Source organism: Nocardia elegans NBRC 108235 (assembly GCF_001612845.1).
Classification (GTDB): domain Bacteria; phylum Actinomycetota; class Actinomycetes; order Mycobacteriales; family Mycobacteriaceae; genus Nocardia; species Nocardia nova.
Genome location: NZ_BDBF01000015.1, coordinates 116055 through 134614, shown reverse-complemented (window position 1 = coordinate 134614; position 18560 = coordinate 116055). Strand labels below are relative to the sequence as shown.

The following is an 18560-nucleotide window of genomic DNA, read 5'->3' as shown; positions in this document are numbered from 1 at the left end:
CAGGGTGAAAGGAAATACCGATGAGCTCTCAGTATGCGGACGACGCGCACCACCTCGTCTCCGCGCCGATCGTGGTCGGTGTCGACGGGTCGGCCGGTGCCCGCACCGCGCTGCTGTGGGCGGCCGAGGTCGCCCGCGACCGAGGACGTGACCTGCGCATCGCCTACGGACTCGACCTGCCGAGCGCGAGCCGGGTTTTCAACAACTACGACATTTCCGAGCCGGCGGTCCTGGAACGCCTGCGCGCCCACGGCGCCGCCCTGGTCGCCCGCGAGGCGCTCGCCGTCCGCGACACCCTGCCCGAGGTCCAGGTCAGCACGGAGGTCTCCTCCGAGCATCCGGCGCGAATGCTGTTGCGGCACAGCGCCACCGGTTATCTGGTAGCCCTGGGCGCACAGGGCGCCGGCGGTTTCGGCACCCACATCGGTTCGATTCTGCTGTCGGTCACCAGCCACGCCGAGGGCCCGGTCGTGGTGGTACGCACCGAGTCCGAGCAGCAGTCACGACCGCGCGAGACCGGCCCGGTGGTGGTCGGCGTCGACGGCAGCCCGCTCAGCGAGGGCGCCGTGGCGGCCGCGTTCGAGGAAGCCGCCGAGCGCGGCGCCGAACTGGTCGCCGTGCACGCGTGGAGCGATCTGACCTTCGGCTCGTTCGTCGGCGACCCGTACACCTGGTTCCCGATGTCGGATATCGAGGTCAACGAGGAAGCGATCCTCGCCGAACGACTGGCCGGCTGGCAGGAGAAGTATCCGGATGTCTCGGTGCGCCGGCACATCAGCATGGCCGAGCCCGCTGCCCATCTGCAGCGGTGGAGCGAATCCGCGCAGCTCATCGTGGTCGGCAGCCACGGCCGCGGCAGCTTCCGCGGGCTGCTGCTGGGTTCGGTGTCGAATTCTCTTGTCCAGCATGCGAAATGCCCCGTCATGGTGGTGCGTTCGCCCGAGGAGAAGCAGGCGCATGACAAGGACTGAGCATTCGGCGGCCCGGCGCGGTGCCGCGGCCGCGGTCGGCGTCGCATCGTTTCTGGGCGGGCTGGCCACCGGCTACCGGCTCTTCGCCCGCCGGTGGTGTCTGAGCTGGGGCGCGACCGAGGAGGAGGTGCGCCGCCGCATGCCCGGCGACGATCTGCTCCTGCTTCCCGACATGCTCTCGACCCGGGCGATCACGATCGAGGCCGATCCGTCCGCGGTCTGGCCCTGGCTCGTGCAGTTCGGGCCGGGACGCGGCGGGATCTACAGCTACGACTGGATCGACCGGCTCCTGGGTGTCGACGTGCACAGCGCCCGGTCGATCCTGCCGCAGTTCCAGGACCTCGCCGTCGGTGACGTCGTCACGGTGAATTCCGACAGCACCCCGTCCCGGGTGGCGGTGCTCGAGCCCGAGCGAACGCTCGTCTTCCGCACCGACGACGGGAACTGGATCTGGGAATTCGGGCTGTATCCGTGCCCGGAGGGCACCCGCCTGGTCAGCCGCAATCGGATCGCGACGCCCGGCGCCTCGACCGCGCTGCGACTGTTCGACACCTTCTTCCTGGAACCGGGCAGTCTGGTGATGGAGCAGAAGATGTTGCGCGGCATCAAGGAACGCGCCGAAGCGCACCCCGTCGCCGAACCCGTGCGGATCGGGAGCAAGACACCGTGACCACCACCGGCACACCGACACCACTGCCGATCGCGCCGGCCTTCCTCGCGGTCGGCCGGTGCATGATCACGACCGTCGGGCTGCTGGCACGCCACCGCATCCACTGCCCGGCCCGGAACGTCGGGACGTGGCTGAGTTTCGGCGACGGAACGTCGGCCTACGTCTACCAGGAAACCGTGATCGATCGGATCCCCTCGCCCGAACCGTGTGTGCTGCTGGTGCGTTTCGAGCTGCGAGGCGTGCGCGGACGCGGGCATGCGTGGTTCCGTCGCGAGAGCATCCTCAACACCGTGCTCTTCGCCGGATTCCCGGGCATGATCAGCAAATTGTGGCTGGCGCACGATCAACGCGGCGTGTACCGGGGGCTCTACGAATGGGACGGGGCGGCGTCCGCCGACGCCTACGCCCGCGCGCTGTGGCGGGTGCTCGCCCTGGTCAGCGTCCCGGGCTCGATCGATTATCGAGTGCTGCCCGGCCTGCGCCGCCGCGACCTGCCGGTGGCGGCCACCGGTCACACCGCGGGCGGCACGGAATGGTGGCAGGTCACCGAATTCCGTTCGACCGCAGCGTAATTCGAAGCACGACGCGCCGAACCTCCGCCCGGACGGTTCGGCGCTCCCATGCTGTCGGTGTTCGCGCTGCCGGTGTTCTCGCTGCCGGTGTTCGCGCTGTCAGTGTTCGCGCTGTCAGTGTTCGCGCTGTCAGTGTTCGTCGGTCGCCGGCAGCGTGACGCTCTCCCCGGTCGCCAGCACGACGGTGCGGCCGCGGCATTCGATCGTGATCGAACGCGCTCCGTCCGTATCGGAGCTGATCTCGATCCGCCGGGCGTCGATGCGCACGGTCAGGCGATGGCCGTGGTAGATGATCGCGAAGGTCAGCGTGCCCAGTTCCGGCGGCCAGGACGGGGCGAAGATCAGGCGGTCGTCACGGGTCTCCAGTCCGGTGAAGCAGCGCTGCACCAGATCGATACTGCCCGCCATGGCGCCCAGATGAATGCCCTCGGCCGTGGTGCCGCCCTGAATATCGGCGATATCGGATTCCAGGACGCTGGCAAAGAATTCCATCGCGCGGTCCCGGTTCGCCCGGGCCAGCACCCAGGCGTGGACGACGGCACTCAGCGTCGAGCCGTGCGAGGTGCGGGCCAGGTAGTAGTCGACGGTGCGCGGGATGTCCGCACCGCCGAAGTCGTAACCGAGCCCGGCGAACAACCGCCCCAGCTCATCGGCGGAGAACAGATAGAACAGCATCAGGACATCGGCCTGTTTCGCCACCCGATACCGGTCGACGTCGTCACCTTCGGCCTCGAGGATGCGGTCGAGCCGGCTCGTGTCGCCGTAGCGGCGCCGGTAGTCGTCCCAGTCCAGTTCCGCCAGCCGGTCGTATCCGGCGAACTGGCTGATCACCCCGTCGTGGAAGGGCACGAACATCCGATCGGCGACCTCGGCCCAGCGCTCCGATTCGACGGCCGGCACCGCGAGGCGGTCCAGCAGTTCCGACCGCACGCGCGGCGGCAGCAGTTCGACCGCGTCCAGCGCCCGCCGGATGACCCACACCGCCATGACATTGGTGTAGGCGTTGTCGTCGATCCCCTGATAGGGCTTCCCGGGATAGCCGGAATGAAATTCGTCGGGTCCGATGACGCCGCGGATGTGATACCGGTCGTCGGCGGGATCGTAGGTGGCGCGGTCGGACCAGAATCGGGCGATCTCCACCAGCAGTTCGGCGCCGAACTCGACGAGGAACGCCCGGTCTCCGGTGGCCTGATAGTAGTGCCATACGTTGTAGGCCACCGCCGGACCGGCATGCTGAGCGCGAGCGCTGGCATCCGGATTCCAATGTCCCGAACGAGGATTCAGGTGCAGGCGCTGACTCTCCTCCCGGCCGTCACTGCCGGATTGCCACGGAAAGAGGGCGCCGCGACAGCCCTGGGCGCGGGCCGCGGCACGCGCCTGCGGCAGCCGGCGATAGCGGTACCGCAACAGTTCTCGCGTCAGCGCCGGGTCGCGCAGGCTCACCACCGGCAGGACGAACAGCTCGTCCCAGAACACGTGACCGCGGTAGGCCTCGCCGTGCAGGCCCCGCGCCGGCACCCCGGCATCGAGGTCGGCGGTGTGGCGCGACAGCGTCTGCGCCACCTGCAGGACATGCAGCCGCAGCGCTCGCACCGATTCCTCACTGGCATCCAGATCGATGCGCAGGCGCCGCCACACATGCTCCCAGGCATCGGTGTGCGCGGCGCAGAGCGCGTCGTAGCCCGGCGCCTCGTCGAGCAGGCGCGCGGCGGCCTCGTCGGGTGCGGAGATGGCGCGGTCGCGGCCGGTGAACACCGCTGCCGTCTTGTCGACGACGATGTCGCGACCGGATTCGGCGGGCACGACGAAATCGTGGCCGGCCGCGCCGTCGGCGAGTGCGGAGCCGGCCGTCTCCTGCGCCTCCGAGGTCACGGTGGTCCGGGTGGCCACCGCGACGGTGACCAGTGACTGCGTGGTCCGCATCAGCGCGCACACGGTGTGGGCGTCCGGGGTGTCGATGCGCAGTTCGCTCAGATGCGTTCCGGACAGGTCGCGGTACCGGTCGACTCCGGTGTTGCGAACCGAGGTGTCGATCGACGAGCGGACCGTGAGCGGCCCGCTCCAGTTCTCCGGCGTCAGGGAGGTTCGCATCGCACACGTGTGCGGGGAGTCCATCGACGCGAAACGTTGCTGAACCACCGCGGTGATCCGGCCCGCGGTGTCGCGACAGCGCAGCCGGCGGGTGAGCAGCCCCTGGCGCATATCGAATTGCTGTGTGTAGTCCAGCAATTCGACACCATCGACATCGAACCATTCCTCGTCGGCGACGCGCCAGGTCAACGGAAGCCAGTTCGGCAGATTCACCAGGCTCTCGTTCTCGACGTGCCGCCCGGCGATATCGTCGCCGAGCCGGTTGTAGATCCCCGCGACATAGGTGCCGGGATAGTGGTGGACTCCGGCACGCGTCTCCGGTGCGGCCGCGCGGGTGACGAGGTAGCCGTTGCCCACCGCGCACAGCGCTTCGCGCAGCCGCTCGGCATCGGGGTCGTAGCCGTCGTAGGTGAGCAGCCACGACCGTCCCACCGCCCAGTCGCTCTCCCCGGTGAGCAATTCGGCGATCCGCTCCAGGAATTCGCCGGCGCGCGCGGGACTGTCGAGGGCGAACCGCGCCGCGGTGCGCCGGTCGCCGGTATCGCCGTGGCGAACCACGAGCGGCATGCCGGTGACCTGGATCGCGTCGAACGCGTCCTCGTCGGTCAGATCGTCACCGAGGTACACCGGCATCACCGAGCGACCCACCAGATCCAGCACCCAGTGCAGGGCTCGGCCCTTGTCCCAGTCCACATCCGGACGCAATTCGGTGACCTTGCGACCCGCGGTCACGCGCAAACCCTGCCCGCGGGCGATGTCGTGCACGGTGGCCACCACCGTCGCCACGGCATCGGCGGCGACCTTGCGGTGATGGACGGCGACCGCGAATCGCTTCGGCTCGATCAGCACTCCGGGAATCCGGCTCAGCCGCTCGGCGAGTTCGGCCGCCGCCTGCACCAGCGCCCGCTCCGCCTTCGGGCCGCCTTCGTGTACGTGTTCGGTGCCGTCGGGCGCCATCAGTTCGAAGCCGTGGCTACCGGCGTACCAGATTCCCTCGACGCCCACGCGCGCGCGCAGATCTTCGAGTCCGCGACCGCTGATCACGGCGACGGGACACCGCGCGGCCAGCGCGGCCAAGGTGGCGCGCACCCCCTCGATCGGGATCGCCGCATCGGGATCGGGCACGATCTCCGAGATCGTGCCGTCGAAATCCAGGAGCACCGCGACGTGCTCGTCCTCGACGGCGTCGGCGATCGACGGCCACCACGCCAGCGCGTCCGCGATCTCCGACAGGCGGCGGAAACCACTGCGCACCCGGATCTCGTCGGCATCGGCGACCACGACATCGGCTCCGGTGCACAGCAGCCGGTCCGGATCTCCGCCGCGTTCGATGCCGATCACCAGTCCGAAGCCGCCGCGCCGCCCGGCGCTCACCCCGGCCTCGGCATCCTCGACGACGACCGTCCGCTCGGGTTCGGCGCCCAGCCGCTGCGTGGCCAGCACCATGGTGGCCGGGTCCGGCTTGCCCGGCAGCGCGAGTTCTTCGGCCACGACACCGTCCACCCGCACGGCGAACAGATCCCCCAGCCCCGCGGCGTCGAGCACCTGGGCCGCGTTGCGGCTGGCCGAGAACACCGCGGTCCGCACCCCGGCGGCGCGCAGGCGGCGCACCAGGGCCACCGTAGTGGCGAACACCGGTACGCCCGATTCGGCGATCCGGGCGAGGAACACCTCGTCCTTGCCGTTTCCGAGTCCGCAGATCGTGGCGTCGGCCGCCGTATCCGACGGCTCGCCGCGCGGCAGTGAGATCGCCCGGGAGGCAAGGAAATCCGCGACACCGTCGTACCGCGGCTTGCCGTCGACGTAGTCCTGGTAGTCCGAGGCGGTGAACGGGGCGCAGTTCTCGCCGGGACCGGGCTTGCGGGCGGCGAGGAATCCGTCGAACACCTGGGTCCACGCCGCGGCGTGGACGGATGCCGTGTCGGTGACCACGCCGTCCATATCGAAGATCACCGCGTCGTAGCGACGCGCGTCGATCACCGGCCCGGCCACCGGTTTGTCAGGGTGCACTCCCCCAGCCTCCGCCCGTGCGCGGGCCCCGGCAAGGTACACAAGTCCTCATCCGCACGGCCACCGGTCCCCGGCCGCCGATCGGCAGCGGCGGTGACCGCCGTGGCAATCCGGCAGAGTCTTTGGTCCCTGGCGAATCCCGGGAGCTCCGACAACCATCGAGGTATGAACCGTGCCGCCGTGCGAGCGGTCGTCTCGACGGCCACGTCCCGGACCGATGCCGCCCCGTCGATCGGCCCGCTGCCGGCCACATCGGCCGCCACCTCGACGCCGGCACAGGTGCTGGCCGCGGTGACCACCACCGACACCGGCCTGACGAGCACGGAAGCCGCGCGCCGACGTCACCTGCTCGGCCCCAACGCTGTTCGCACGCATCGTGCCCGGCTGCTCGCCGTGGTCGCGCGGCAGTTGCGCTCGCCGCTTCTGCTGCTGCTCGGGGTCGCGGCGGTGGTGTCGTTCTTCGTCGGTGAACGTTCCGACGCGATCGTCATCGGGATCATCCTGCTGGTGTCGGTCGGGCTGGGGGCGGTGAACGAGTTTCGCGCCGAACGCGCCGCCGACGCGCTGCACGAGCGGATCCGCCACGGCGCCACGGTGATTCGCGACGGCCGGCCCGCATCGGTCGACGTGGTCGATCTGGTCCCCGGCGATGTGGTGGAGATGCGGGCCGGGCAGCTGGTCCCGGCGGATGTGCGGCTGCTGTCGGCGACCGGGCTGCAGTGCGACGAATCGGTGCTGACCGGCGAATCGGACAGTGTCGAGAAATCGACCGACCCGGTGCCACCGGAGTCGGGCGTCGCCGAGCTGTCGTGCTGCGCCCTGATGGGCACGGTCGTCGCCGCGGGCCACGGGCGCGGGGTCGTCGTCGCCACCGGAGGCGCGACGGAGTTCGGCCGGATCGCCCTCGGCCTGGGAAAACGACAGCCCGACACCGAATTTCAGATCGGGCTCCGTCAGTTCTCGATGCTGCTGGTGTGGGTGGCCGCCGCCCTCACCGCCGGCATCTTCGCGGTCAACCTGGCCCTGCACCGCCCGATCCTCGATGCCCTGCTGTTCTCGCTGGCGATCGCCGTCGGCATCTCACCCCAATTGCTGCCCGCCGTGGTGTCCACCAGCCTCGCTGCCGGATCACGGCAGCTCGCGCGGTGCAAGGTACTGGTCAAGCGGATGGTCTGCATCGAGGACCTCGGCGATATCGAGGTCCTGTTCACCGACAAGACCGGCACCCTCACCGAAGGGCGCATCGAATATCTGCACGCGCTGGCGGCCGACGGCTCCCCCGGCGACGAGCCGGTGGTCTACGGTCTGGTCTGCACCGACGCGACCGTCCACGACGGACGCCAGGCCGGCGCCGACGCGCTCGATACGGCACTGTGGAGCGCGTGCGCGGCCGAACACGCTGCCGCAGCGGGTTTCGCCCGCCGCGCGGTCCTGCCCTTCGACCACAACCGCCGTATGGTGTCGGTTCTCGTCGCCGGCCCGGACCGCACCCCCACGATCATCGCCAAGGGCGCCCCAGAGGCCGTGCTCGCGCGCTGCCGCGACGTCCCGCAAGCCGCTCGCACCGCCCTCGACGCCGAGTTCGCGGCCGGTCACCGCATCGTCGCCGTCGCGACTCGGACAGCGGTCCGCGCCGATCGGCTCACCACCGACGACGAACGCGAGCTGACACTGCGCGGATTCCTCGTCTTCCTCGATCCTCCGAAAGCGAGTGCGCGCGACGCGTTGCGGCGTCTGGCCGGCCTGGGCATCACCGTGAAGGTGGTCACCGGCGATAATCCCGCGGTCGCGGTCCGGGTGTGCGCCGACCTCGGCCTGGACCCCGGCCGGCCGCTCACCGGCGCGGACCTCGATCGCCTCGACGACGACTCGTTGACCGAATTACTCCCCACCACAACGATATTCGCCCGCGTCGACCCGGAACAGAAGGCGCGGATCGTCCGCCTGCAACGGCATGCCGGACGCGATGTCGCCTTCCTCGGCGACGGAGTCAACGATGCGCTCGCCCTGCACGTCGCCGATGTCGGCGTCTCCGTCGACTCGGCGACCGATATCGCCAAGGATGCCGCGGATATCGTGCTGCTGGAAAAGGATCTGCAGGTCCTCGCCGACGGAGTCATGGCCGGGCGCCGGATCTTCGCCAACACCATGAAATACGTGCTGATGGGCACGTCCAGCAATTTCGGCAATATGTTCAGCGCGGCCGGTGCCTCGGCGTTCCTGCCGTTCCTGCCGATGCTGCCGGGACAGATCCTGCTCAACAACCTGCTGTACGACACCAGCCAGCTCGCCATCCCGACCGATACGGTCGACCCGGAACAACTCGCCCGCCCGGCACGCTGGGATATCGGCCTGATCCGGCGTTTCATGCTCGTCTTCGGCCCGATCAGCTCGGTGTTCGACTTCGCGACCTTCGCGTTGATGCTCGGTGTGTTCCATGCCGGCGCGGAGCTGTTCCACACCGGCTGGTTCGTCGAATCGCTGTGCACGCAGACGCTGGTGTTGTTCGTGATTCGCACCCGCCGCAGTCCCAGCTACCGCAGCCGGCCGAGTATTCCGCTGCTTCTCGCAGTGCTCGCCGCGGTCGGCGTGGGTGTGGTGCTGCCGTACACGCCGGTGGCGCCCGATCTCGGCCTCACCCCGCTGCCCGCCGCGTTCTTCGGCGCGTTGGCCGCGACGGTGCTGGTCTATCTGGTTCTCGCCGAAGCCGCCAAGCGGTGGTTCTTCCGCACGCCGGCACCGACGCCGGCCCACCCGCCGCGTTCCGGTCGCCGGGTACAGCGGCGAGCGTCGCGCTTCAGCGTCCGTGGGGTGCGCTCGCCGATCGACGCGACGCCGCCTCGGACGGATCGCGCGAGCCGGCGTCACCGGATCCGAATGTTGCTGTCGCACAGCTGATTCGGCGTCGGTGCAGCGCAGCGGCCGATGATCTACTCCGGCTCGACGTGCTCGGGCACCACGAGCGTCGGGCAGTGGGCGCGATGCAGGACCGCCGCGCGCGTGGACCGCATCGCGGTTCCGACCAGGCCGGTCCAGCGGTGCCGGCCCACCACCAGCAGTTGCGCGTCACGCGCTCGTTCCAGCAGGACCTGCGCGGGCCCGCCGAACATCACCTCGGATTCGAGCGGGACCTCCGGATACTTGCGGTGCCATGGATCCAATTGCCGGTTCAGCGCCCGCGTCTCGTCCGCGCGGAACTGCTGAAGTTCTCCGTCCAGGACGAATCCCCCGACTTCGTCGTCGCAGCACCGGACGGCCTGCAGACCGACCCCGCGCAGCGCCGCCTCCTCGAACGCGCAGCCGACCGCGGTGCCCTGCTCGTCGACGCCGACCACCACCGGTCGCGCGTCCTCGCCCACGGTGAACAGGCTTTCGCGGTGGACGACCGCGACCGGGCACCGAGCCTGCCGCGTCACCGCCGAACTGACCGAACCCAGCAGCGCGCGGCGGACCGCGCCGCGGCCGTGGCTGCCGACCACGATCATCGGCGTGCGCGGCGAGCGCTCCACCAGCGTGTCGATCACCGGATCCGCGGTCAGTTCGGTCGTGACCTCCACGCCGTCGGCCACATGCCGGGCCATGGCCGCGGCCTCCGACAGGACGCCTTCGCCATTCCAGTACAACCATTCGCGGCCGCCGACGATCTCCATCGCGCTGAGTCCGGTCCGCGGCGCCGAGGCCGAGGAGAGCAGGATCCGCAAGCCCCATCGGCGCACGCCCGCTTCGGCCGCCGCCCACCGCACCGCCTGCAGCGCCGTACCGGATCCGTCGACCGCCGCGACGATCGTCGGCTCGGTCCCGTTGTCACTGCTCATCGCCGCCTCCTGCTGCCGGACCTGCTCCGATCGTCCGGCCGCGCCGACCGTCGATCTAGGGCCGAAAGTCGCCACCGCAGGCCGACTTCGTCCGCGGTCGTCCACCTGGGCGAAATCGGCGCGGATGGCCCGCCAGGACAGGTCCTTGGTCCCTCGCGCATGCGCGAAGCCGCGGGCATTGTCGAGACAGACACCGAGAAAGAGGACGCCATGGACTACCGGGTGGACGTGTGCGAAGTGCCGCCACAAGCCCTGTTGCGACTACCTCGCGCTATCCGGGCCGATCGGCCCGGCGAGGACATCACCGCCGGGATGCGCGAACTGTTCGCGACCGTGACCCGATGCGGCCTCACCGCCAGCGGCCCGACCGCGATCACCTACACCGACACCGAACGATCCGCGATCGCGACGAGCGTCGACTTCCGCGTGCCCGTCGAGCCCGCCGCCGAACTCAGCCCGGCCTCGGGTGCGGAAGTCGTTGTCACCTCGGGCACGACGGTGGCCCGCGCCTGCCACCGCGGCAGCTATCACGATCTCGGCGCCGCCTATCGAAGTCTGGCGGAGTGGGTGGATCGCAACGCCTATCGGATCACCGGCCCGCCGACCGAGGTGTATCTCATCGGCCCCGACGAGGTGAGCGACCCGCGCCAACTCGTCACCGAGATCCGGCTGCCCGTGGCCCCCGCGCCGACGATCGTCACCCGGGTGCTCGCAGACTTCGACACCGCCCTGGATCGAACCCGGAACGCGTTGCGGTCCAACGGTTTCACCATCCTCGCCGAGATGGACCTGAACACGGCGCGTTACGACGGCCGCACCCGGCGCCTGGCCCACCACACCATCCTGGAGATCTGCCGCCGCAATCTGCTCGCGGCCGAACTCGCCGGCGAAGACCAAGCCGACATGATCGTGCCGCATCCGGTGGTCGTCCGGGAGCGCTGCGACACCGTCGTCGTCGAGGCCCTCGACCCGACGATCTGGGCCCGCGCACTCGGCGACGAAGAACTCCTGGCCCTCGCCGCCGACAGCCGCCGCCACCTCATCACGGCCATCGACGACCTCGCCGCGACGGCGACCGCGACCGACGGCTAGGCCCGCGCACGAGCGGTGAGTGGACGGCCCGCCTACGGCGACGATGCCACCACCGCTGCCTCGGCAGCTGATGCTCATCGCGAAAGATGTTGCCGGGCAGGTGATTCGGTCACATCGAATAGCGGAGGATGGCGGCGGCCGACGCCTCGTCCGGGATATCGGCCTTGCGCACCGCCAGCACCCGCGCGCCCGAAAGCAGTGCGCGGCGGGCGATCTCGTCGAGGATTCCCGGTATCTCGGTCTCGGAGGCGGGACCGAATTCGATCGCGCCGGTGTCCGGGGCGACCGTGCCGGGCACGGCGGTGTCGATATCGACCAGCAGCGTCTGCACCATGCCGAAGGTGGACGCACGGGCGATATCGGCGAGGTCGGCGGTGGCCCGCGCCTCGCTCCGGCGCTTGTCGAACAGCTGACGCAGATCGGCGAGTTGCGCCGCGTAGTGGCCGTCGAGGATGTGGCGGGCCTTGTCGGCCAGGTCCTGATCCGACAGGTGTTCCGGGTTGCCGGGAATTCCGTCGTCGAGCAGTTCCGCGTAGGTGGCGACCGAGCGGTAGATCGCGTCGATCGGCTCGGCCGCCGCCAGGATGAGCGGGGTGTCGCGCCCGGAGAGAATGTCACGCAGCGCCCGGTCGACGGCACGCGCGTACTGCCGGGCCAGCACCTTCTTCCTCTCGCTGTCGGTCGACCGCCGCTTGGGCGCGCGATCGTCCACGGACTCGCCCGCGAAATCGACGGCGCCGGCGGGCATTTCGGGAACCCGGACATCCTCGGCCGGTCGGTCCGGGGTCACCTCGACCAGCCGCGCGGACCCCTCGGCCAACGCCAGGACGAACGCGGCCTGCGGGAAGGTGACGGCTCGCAGCAGCGGCTTGAGCAGGAACCGGTTCGAGACGGTGACCGCCGCGCCCAGACGGTTCGGGATCCGGAAGGTCCACATGCGCTGCGGGGATACGTGCACGACCAGGGTGTGCGACTGGAAGCGCCAGAAATCTGCGTCCTCGGCCAGATCGTCGAGCTGTTCGGCGATGGCCGCGCGGCTGTCCGCATCGGTGACGAGCCCGACCGCCTCCCGGACCTGATTGCCGAACGCGATCCGGTTCGCCTCCGGATTCGCGGTGGCGGCTTCGGTCGGCAGGTAGATCGACACCGACCAGGGGCCGGTCCATTCGGCGAGGGTTTCGATCTCGCGGCGGGTCGGGATGTCGGTGTGCAGCACTTCGATCCTCCTTCGTTGCCCGAACTGTGCGACGGGTGCACGGGCCGTGCCGGATACCGGCCGTATCGTTAGCCAACTCGTAACCACATCGACGCTACTGGACATGGGCACGGGCCGGTACGCATCCGGGCATCGGATGCCGAAACGTTGCTGCGTTCGTTTCGGCGACTCACCGGCTGGGTGCGGGCGTGGCGGTCGGCGACAGCGGGGTCGGCCTGCCCGGGGTCGTGGCGGCCGTAGTGGCGGTGGCCCGGGTCGTCGTGGCGGGTGCGGTGGTGGTCGTCGCGGCGCCCGTTCCGTAGAGGTGCTCGATGATGTGCTTGGCGATCTCGGTGGCCGCCGCGCTGCCGTCGGCCGTGGGTTCCAGGTTCGCCCACACCACCACGGTCACCTTGTGGGCCGGATCGGATCCGGCGAAGGTGTTGAAGCCGGGCAGCTCGCCCGTATGTCCGTACAGCGCACCGAATTTCGCGATGGCGAGACCGTACTGCGGCGCCTCCGGCGGGTTGGCCGGATCGGTCGCCTGCAGGCTGCTCATGCGCCGGCCCTGCATGTCGGCGTCGAGGACCTTGCCGTCGGTGAGCGCCTCGGCCCAGGTCGCCAGGTCCCCGACCGTGGAGATCCCGGCACCCGCGGCCCAGCCCCAGGAGGGATTGTCCGCGGTCCGATCACCGGGCAGTAGCCGGCCCGCCTTGGTCTCGGCCTGCATCTCGGGCGGCAGCGCCGGTGGAGATCCCATGGTCAAGACGTTGGTGCCGTACATATAGCCCTGCGGATGCGGGTCGGGTATGGCCGCCGACGTGCGCGCCGGGAACGAGCTCTGGGTCAGCCCGAGCGGCCCGAACAGCCGATCCCGCATGATTTGCTCGAGCGGTTTGCCGTCCAGCTGCTCGGCGATCAGCCCCAGCAGGATCGTGTTGGTATTCGAGTAGTGATAGCCCTGTCCCGGCGGAAAATATGGCGGGTGCGCGAATGCCATGGCGAGCAGTTCGTCGGGTTGCCACACCCGGCCCGGATCGGCGTCCATGGCCTCGGCGAGTTCCCGGGTCTCGCTGTAGTTGTAGAGGCCGCTGCGCATGTCGAGCAGCTGGGCGATGGTGATGGCCGCGCCGCCGGGCACATCGGTGCGGTACTTCGATACCGGATCGTCGAGGGCCAGCTTGCGTTCCTGCACCTGTTGCAGGATTACCGTGCCGGTCCAGGTCTTGGTGAGCGATCCGATGCGGACGTGGTCGGCCGCGGTGACCGCCGGACCGCCGCCGAAAGTGCGGGTGCCGTAGGAGGTGCCGACGTCGCCGGCGGCGGTGCGGACGAACGCCACGACGCCCGGCACCGACGCCGGACGCGCCACCGACTCGACGATGCCGCGCAGCGTGGGCTCGTCGAGCGGATGGACGGCAGGAGCCGGCGAGGTGGTCGCCGCGGCGGACGAGGTGCTCGCGGGCGCGGGTTTCGACGACGATCCGCACCCGCAGGCGACGAACAGAACTGCGACGCCGGCCAACGCCCCGGCAATCAGCCGGGGCCGGAACGGCACGGAAACCACGGGCACTGCACGACCTCCCTCATCGGGAACGGTGGAGCCGGGATTGAAACTCTACTGCGCCAGCGCCTCTCGCGGACGCGGTTGGCGAATGCTCAGCGACATCACCGCCGCCACCGCGCACAGACCTCCGGCGATGAACCAGGCCGGCTGGTAGCTGCCCTGCACGTCACGGATGACGCCGGCCCCGGAAGCGGCGATCGCGGCACCGATCTGATGTGAGGCGAACACCCAGCCGAAGGCGATCGGCCCGTCGGCGCCGAAGTGTTCGCGGCACAGCGCGACCGTCGGCGGCACCGTCGCGATCCAGTCCAGACCGTAGAAGATGACGAACACCCACATGCTCGGCCGCACATCGGGAGCGAACAGCATCGGCAGAATCAGCAACGACAGGCCGCGCAGCGCGTAGTACATCGTCAGCAGGTACCGCGAGCCGATGCGATCGGTGAGCCAGCCCGAGGCGATCGTTCCCGCGACGTCGAAGATGCCGACGGTGGCCAGCAGTCCGGCCGCGGTGGTGGGCGGCATGCCGTGATCGTGTGCGGCACTGACGAAATGGGTGCCGATCAATCCGTTGGTGGAGGCGCCACAGATCGCGAAACCCCCTGCCAGCAGCCAGAATACGGGCCGGCGCACGATCGCGGCCAGGACGGTCAGCGCCCGCGCGGCCCCGCCGGCCGCCACGGTGCGCAGGCCCGCGTCGCTGCCGGGGCCGGCGCCGTAGGCGGTACGTCCGATATCGCCGGGGAAGTCGCGGATGAACAGCACCACCAGCGGCACCACGGCCAGGGCGCTCGCGGCGACGACCAGCGCCGGGGCCCGCCAGCCGTGGTCGCGGGCCAGCATCGAGACGAGCGGCAGGAACACCAGCTGTCCGGTGGCGCCGGCCGCGGTGAGCACACCGGTGACCAGGCCGCGGTGCCGGACGAACCAGCGTCCGGTGATGGTGGCCACGAACGGCATCGACATCGATCCCACGCCGACGCCGACCAGCAGCCCCCACGTCGCCATCAACTGCCACGGCTGGGTCATGAAGACCGTGAGCCCGCTGCCCGCGGCGACGAGGAGCAACGCGCACGCCACCACCAGCCGAATGCCGAACCGGTCCATCAGCGCGGCCGCGAACGGCGAAATCACCCCGTACAGCAGCATATTCACCGAGACCGCGGCGCCGATGGTGCCGTGCGACCAGCCGAATTCCTCGTGCAGCGGATCCATCAGCACGCTGGGCACCGAGCGGAACGCGGCCGCGCCCAGCAGGGCGACGAAGCCGACGGCGGCGACAATCCACGCGGGATGCGGACGACGCGCGAATCGAGGCGTGGGCTGCTCCGGTGGCGGCGAAGGGATGTGGTCGGTGAGGCGAATTTCGGTCACCGAGTGAGCGTGCCGAATCGCGCGGTCGCCGACGAGTGGCCTGAATGCCATAATGCGTAAAGATTCAGCCATACCCCCGCCACGACGAGGAGACGACCGTGCCCGATACGCATCTGGTGGCAGTCCTGGCCCTGGCCCCCATCGTCGGCTTCGATATGACGATTCCGCCGACCGTGCTGGGCGCGGCCACCGCCGACGACGGCTCCTCGCTCTACGACGTGCAAATTTGCGGGCTGGACCGGTCCCCGATCCCGTCCACCAACGGCTACGCCGTCACCCCGGAGTACGGCGCCGAGCTGCTGGCCCACGCCGACACCGTGATCGTGCCGGGTACGACCATGCCGGGCCCGCGCCGCGACGGCGTCCTGCCGCCCGCGGTGAGGGATGCGCTGGCATCGATCCGGTCCGATGCGCGCATCGTCTCGATCTGCACCGGCGCGTTCGTGCTGGGCGCGGCGGGCATCCTCGACGGCCGCCGTGCCACCACCCACTGGAAATACGCGGCGGACTTTCGCGCCCTGTTTCCCGCCGTGCGGCTCGACGAGGATCTGCTGTTCGTCGAGGACGGAAATGTCTGCACCGCAGCGGGTCTGGCGGCCGGGGTGGATCTGTGCCTGCATCTGGTGCGCTCCGACCACGGCAGCGCGGCCGCGAACCGGGCCGCCCGCCACTGCGTGGTGCCGCCGTGGCGTGAAGGCGGGCAGTCTCAGTTCATCGAACAGCAGGTCCCCGATCCGGGTGCGGAAAGCACCGCCGCCACCCGGGAATGGGCGCTCGCGCGACTGAGCGATGATCTGGATCTCACCACCCTCGCCGCACACGCCCGGATGAGCGTGCGCACGTTCACCCGCCGCTTCAAGGCCGAGACCGGCACGGCACCCGGCGCCTGGATCCTGCACCAGCGGATGCGCCACGCGCGCCATCTCCTGGAAACCACGGCACTCACCGTCGACGAGGTCGCGCGGGCCGCCGGTATGGGCACCGCCGCCTCGCTGCGCCACCACCTGCGCACTCAGCTCGGCGTCGCGCCGATCGCCTATCGAAGGACCTTCCGGCAGCCGAGGGCGCAGCGAGAGCAGCCGGTCACGCGGTGAGCACGTCCCCTGCCCGGAGCATGTCCGCGACGCACGCGCCGACCCATTGACAACCCCCGCTACCCGGGTGCTACCTTAGGCAAGGGTTACCTGTTTAGGCGAGGCTTACCTCTCGAAAAGACCCTGCAATTGTCGTCAGAGCATCCGAGGCCGACCGTGTACATCTGCATCTGCAATGCCGTCTCCGAAGCGGACGTGCACACCTGCGTCGCCGCCGGCGCCTGTTCGACCAGACAAGTCAAGAAGGCCTGTGGCTGGAAGCCGGGTTGCGGCTCGTGCACCGCCCGATTGGCCGAGGCGATAGGCCGGGCGCGCACCGACGCACCGGCCGAGTCGACCGCTGCCTGACACCGACACGCACCCCGCTCATTCCCCTGATCTGTGATCTGTGCCACGATCACACATCATGGAAGGCGACAAGGAAATCATCGCGCTGCTCAACGAGCAGTTGACGGCCGAGCTCACGGCGATCAATCAGTACTTCCTGCACGCCAAGATGCAGGAGAACTGGGGCTACCCCAAGCTGGCCAAGCACACGCGCCACGAATCGTTCGATGAGATGAAGCACGCCGAAACCCTCACCGATCGGATCCTGTTCCTCGAAGGTCTGCCGAACTACCAGAAGCTCAACCCGCTGCGGATCGGCCAGACCGTCCCGGAACAGCTGCGCGCCGACCTCGAGATCGAGATGGAGGCCGTGACCCGGCTGCGCGGCGGTATCGAGCTGATGCGCTCGCGCGGTGACGTCACCTCCGCCCGCATCTTCGAGTCGATCCTCGAGGACGAGGAAAGTCACGTCGACTACCTCGAAACCGAGCTCGAACTGCTGAGCGCGCTGGGCGAACAGCTCTATCTGCAGCGCTACACCGATACCCCCGAAGGGGACTGACGCCGTCACAGCACCCGGCCGCCGAGGCATCGCGGCCGGGTGCCGGTGCGCCGAAAGCGCCTACAACGCCAGCGATTTGGCGATGATCGTCTTCATCACCTCACTGGTTCCGGCGTAGATGCGCGCCACCCGGGCATCGGTGTAGAGCCGCGCGATCGGATATTCCATCATGTAGCCGTAGCCACCGAACAGCTGCAGGCAGCGATCGACCACCCGGGCCTGCACCTCGGTGCAGAACAGCTTCACGCGCGCGGCGTCGGCCCCGGACAGCTCCCCGTCGACCAGGTCGGCCACCGCCCGGTCCAGCATGGTCTGGGCCGCCTCGATCTCGGCGGACATGGCCGCCAGTTCGAACTTCGTATTCTGGAACGAGGCGACCGGCGTGCCGAATGCCTTGCGCTGCTTCACATAGTCGACAGTGGCGGTGAGCGCGGCGCGCGATTGCGCGACCGATCCGACCGCGACGGTCAGCCGTTCCTGAGGCAGATTGTGGCCGAGGTAGCCGAATGCCGCGCCCTCCTCGCCGAGCCGGTTAGCCACCGGCACCCGCACCTCGTCGAAGGAGAGCTCGACGGTGTCCTGCACCTTGCAGCCCATCTTCTCCAGCACCCGGCCACGCGAGAAGCCGGGCATGCCGTCCTCCACGACCAGCAGCGTCAGCCCGTGCCGGCGGTTGTCCGGATCGGTCGAGGTCCGGCACACCACGATCACCAGATCGGCCAGCAGCCCACCGGTGATGAACGTCTTGGCTCCGCTGAGAACGTAGTGATCACCGTCGCGGACGGCAGTGGTCCGCACCCCGGCCAGATCGGATCCGGTGCCGGGTTCGGTCATGGCGATGGCCGTCAGCAGCCGGCCCGACGCCAGGCCGGGAAACCAGCGCTCGCGCTGGGCCGCGTCGGCGTAGTCGAGGAAGTACGGCAGGATCACGTCCAACTGAGTGCGCACGGTCGACAGCGTGACCAGCGCCCGCGCCGCCTCCTCCTGCAGCACCACGTTGTAGCGGTAGTCGCGCAGCCCCGCTCCCCCGTACTCCTCGGGGATCGCGATGCCGAGCAGGCCCAATTCGCCCAGCCGCGTGAAGATTTCACGCGGTATCCGGCCGGCGCGTTCCCAGTCCGGGTAGTTCTCGACCACATGCTTGTCGATGAATTCGCGGGCCAGTGCCCGGAACGATTCGTGGTCGGCGGTGAACAGTTCTCGGCGCACGCCGGTCCTCC

Annotated in this window: 14 protein-coding genes; 8 read left to right on the top strand and 6 right to left on the bottom strand. The window is 69.5% G+C overall.

Translation table 11 applies throughout. The features are described 5' to 3' along the window. The first annotated feature begins 20 nt into the window (after nt 1-20). From NE2_RS12985 to NE2_RS12975, 3 genes are read left to right on the top strand one after another with little or no spacing between them, the layout of a single operon-like run. Nucleotides 21-971: a universal stress protein gene (locus NE2_RS12985; RefSeq protein ID WP_030516380.1), complete on the top strand. Its 951-nt coding sequence runs from the start codon at nt 21-23 to the stop codon at nt 969-971. Beyond that, nucleotides 958-1641, top strand: a complete 684-nt coding sequence (locus tag NE2_RS12980) for a hypothetical protein (protein WP_063026151.1) — start codon at nt 958-960, stop codon at nt 1639-1641. The genes NE2_RS12985 and NE2_RS12980 overlap by 14 nt, the downstream gene beginning before the upstream one ends. After that, nucleotides 1638-2213 (top strand): hypothetical protein, encoded by a 576-nt coding sequence (locus NE2_RS12975; RefSeq protein ID WP_174553934.1) that lies wholly within the window; start codon nt 1638-1640, stop codon nt 2211-2213. Before NE2_RS12980 ends, NE2_RS12975 begins: the two co-directional genes overlap by 4 nt. A 129-nt stretch (nt 2214-2342) precedes the next feature. On the opposite strand, the gene otsB is transcribed toward NE2_RS12975, so the two are convergent. Next, nucleotides 2343-6314, bottom strand: coding sequence for a trehalose-phosphatase (otsB, locus tag NE2_RS12970; protein WP_267888182.1), 3972 nt, complete (start codon nt 6312-6314; stop codon nt 2343-2345). A 165-nt stretch (nt 6315-6479) separates the two neighbouring features. Between otsB and mgtA the strand changes: the two genes are divergently transcribed. Further along, on the top strand, nt 6480-9212 hold the full coding sequence (gene mgtA, locus NE2_RS12965) for a magnesium-translocating P-type ATPase (RefSeq protein ID WP_084494003.1): 2733 nt from the start codon (nt 6480-6482) through the stop codon (nt 9210-9212). Between the two features lie 32 nt (nt 9213-9244). On the opposite strand, the gene NE2_RS12960 is transcribed toward mgtA, so the two are convergent. After that, complete coding sequence (locus tag NE2_RS12960; protein ID WP_063026149.1) at nt 9245-10129, bottom strand: universal stress protein; 885 nt, start codon at nt 10127-10129, stop codon at nt 9245-9247. A 210-nt stretch (nt 10130-10339) separates the two neighbouring features. Here NE2_RS12960 and NE2_RS12955 point away from each other — a divergent pair, with 210 nt between their 5' ends. Continuing rightward, nucleotides 10340-11221, top strand: coding sequence for a GyrI-like domain-containing protein (locus NE2_RS12955; RefSeq protein WP_167356736.1), 882 nt, complete (start codon nt 10340-10342; stop codon nt 11219-11221). Between the two features lie 109 nt (nt 11222-11330). Here the strand turns inward: NE2_RS12955 and NE2_RS12950 are convergent, their stop codons facing one another. The 3 genes from NE2_RS12950 to NE2_RS12940 form a co-directional block, all read right to left on the bottom strand. Further along, nucleotides 11331-12437: a baeRF11 domain-containing protein gene (locus tag NE2_RS12950; protein ID WP_063026147.1), complete on the bottom strand. Its 1107-nt coding sequence runs from the start codon at nt 12435-12437 to the stop codon at nt 11331-11333. A gap of 169 nt (nt 12438-12606) precedes the next feature. Next, nucleotides 12607-13989 carry a serine hydrolase domain-containing protein gene (locus NE2_RS12945; RefSeq protein WP_063909377.1) on the bottom strand — a complete coding sequence of 461 codons (1383 nt, stop codon included), beginning with the start codon at nt 13987-13989 and terminating at the stop codon, nt 12607-12609. A gap of 45 nt (nt 13990-14034) precedes the next feature. After that, entirely contained in the window at nt 14035-15348 is a 1314-nt protein-coding gene (locus NE2_RS12940) for an MFS transporter (protein ID WP_425438051.1), read from the bottom strand. Between the two features lie 107 nt (nt 15349-15455). Between NE2_RS12940 and NE2_RS12935 the strand changes: the two genes are divergently transcribed. The 3 genes from NE2_RS12935 to bfr all read left to right on the top strand — a co-directional run bounded on the left by NE2_RS12935 (nt 15456) and on the right by bfr (nt 17340). Beyond that, nucleotides 15456-16451 (top strand): GlxA family transcriptional regulator, encoded by a 996-nt coding sequence (locus tag NE2_RS12935; RefSeq protein WP_233429766.1) that lies wholly within the window; start codon nt 15456-15458, stop codon nt 16449-16451. A gap of 156 nt (nt 16452-16607) precedes the next feature. Continuing rightward, the gene (locus tag NE2_RS12930) at nt 16608-16799 is read left to right on the top strand and encodes a (2Fe-2S)-binding protein (protein WP_063011840.1); all 192 of its coding nucleotides are present in this window, start codon (nt 16608-16610) and stop codon (nt 16797-16799) included. A 58-nt stretch (nt 16800-16857) separates the two neighbouring features. Further along, the gene (gene bfr, locus NE2_RS12925) at nt 16858-17340 is read left to right on the top strand and encodes a bacterioferritin (RefSeq protein WP_063026146.1); all 483 of its coding nucleotides are present in this window, start codon (nt 16858-16860) and stop codon (nt 17338-17340) included. Between the two features lie 60 nt (nt 17341-17400). On the opposite strand, the gene NE2_RS12920 is transcribed toward bfr, so the two are convergent. Then, the gene (locus NE2_RS12920) at nt 17401-18549 is read right to left on the bottom strand and encodes an acyl-CoA dehydrogenase family protein (protein WP_063026145.1); all 1149 of its coding nucleotides are present in this window, start codon (nt 18547-18549) and stop codon (nt 17401-17403) included. Between the last annotated feature and the right edge of the window lie 11 nt (nt 18550-18560).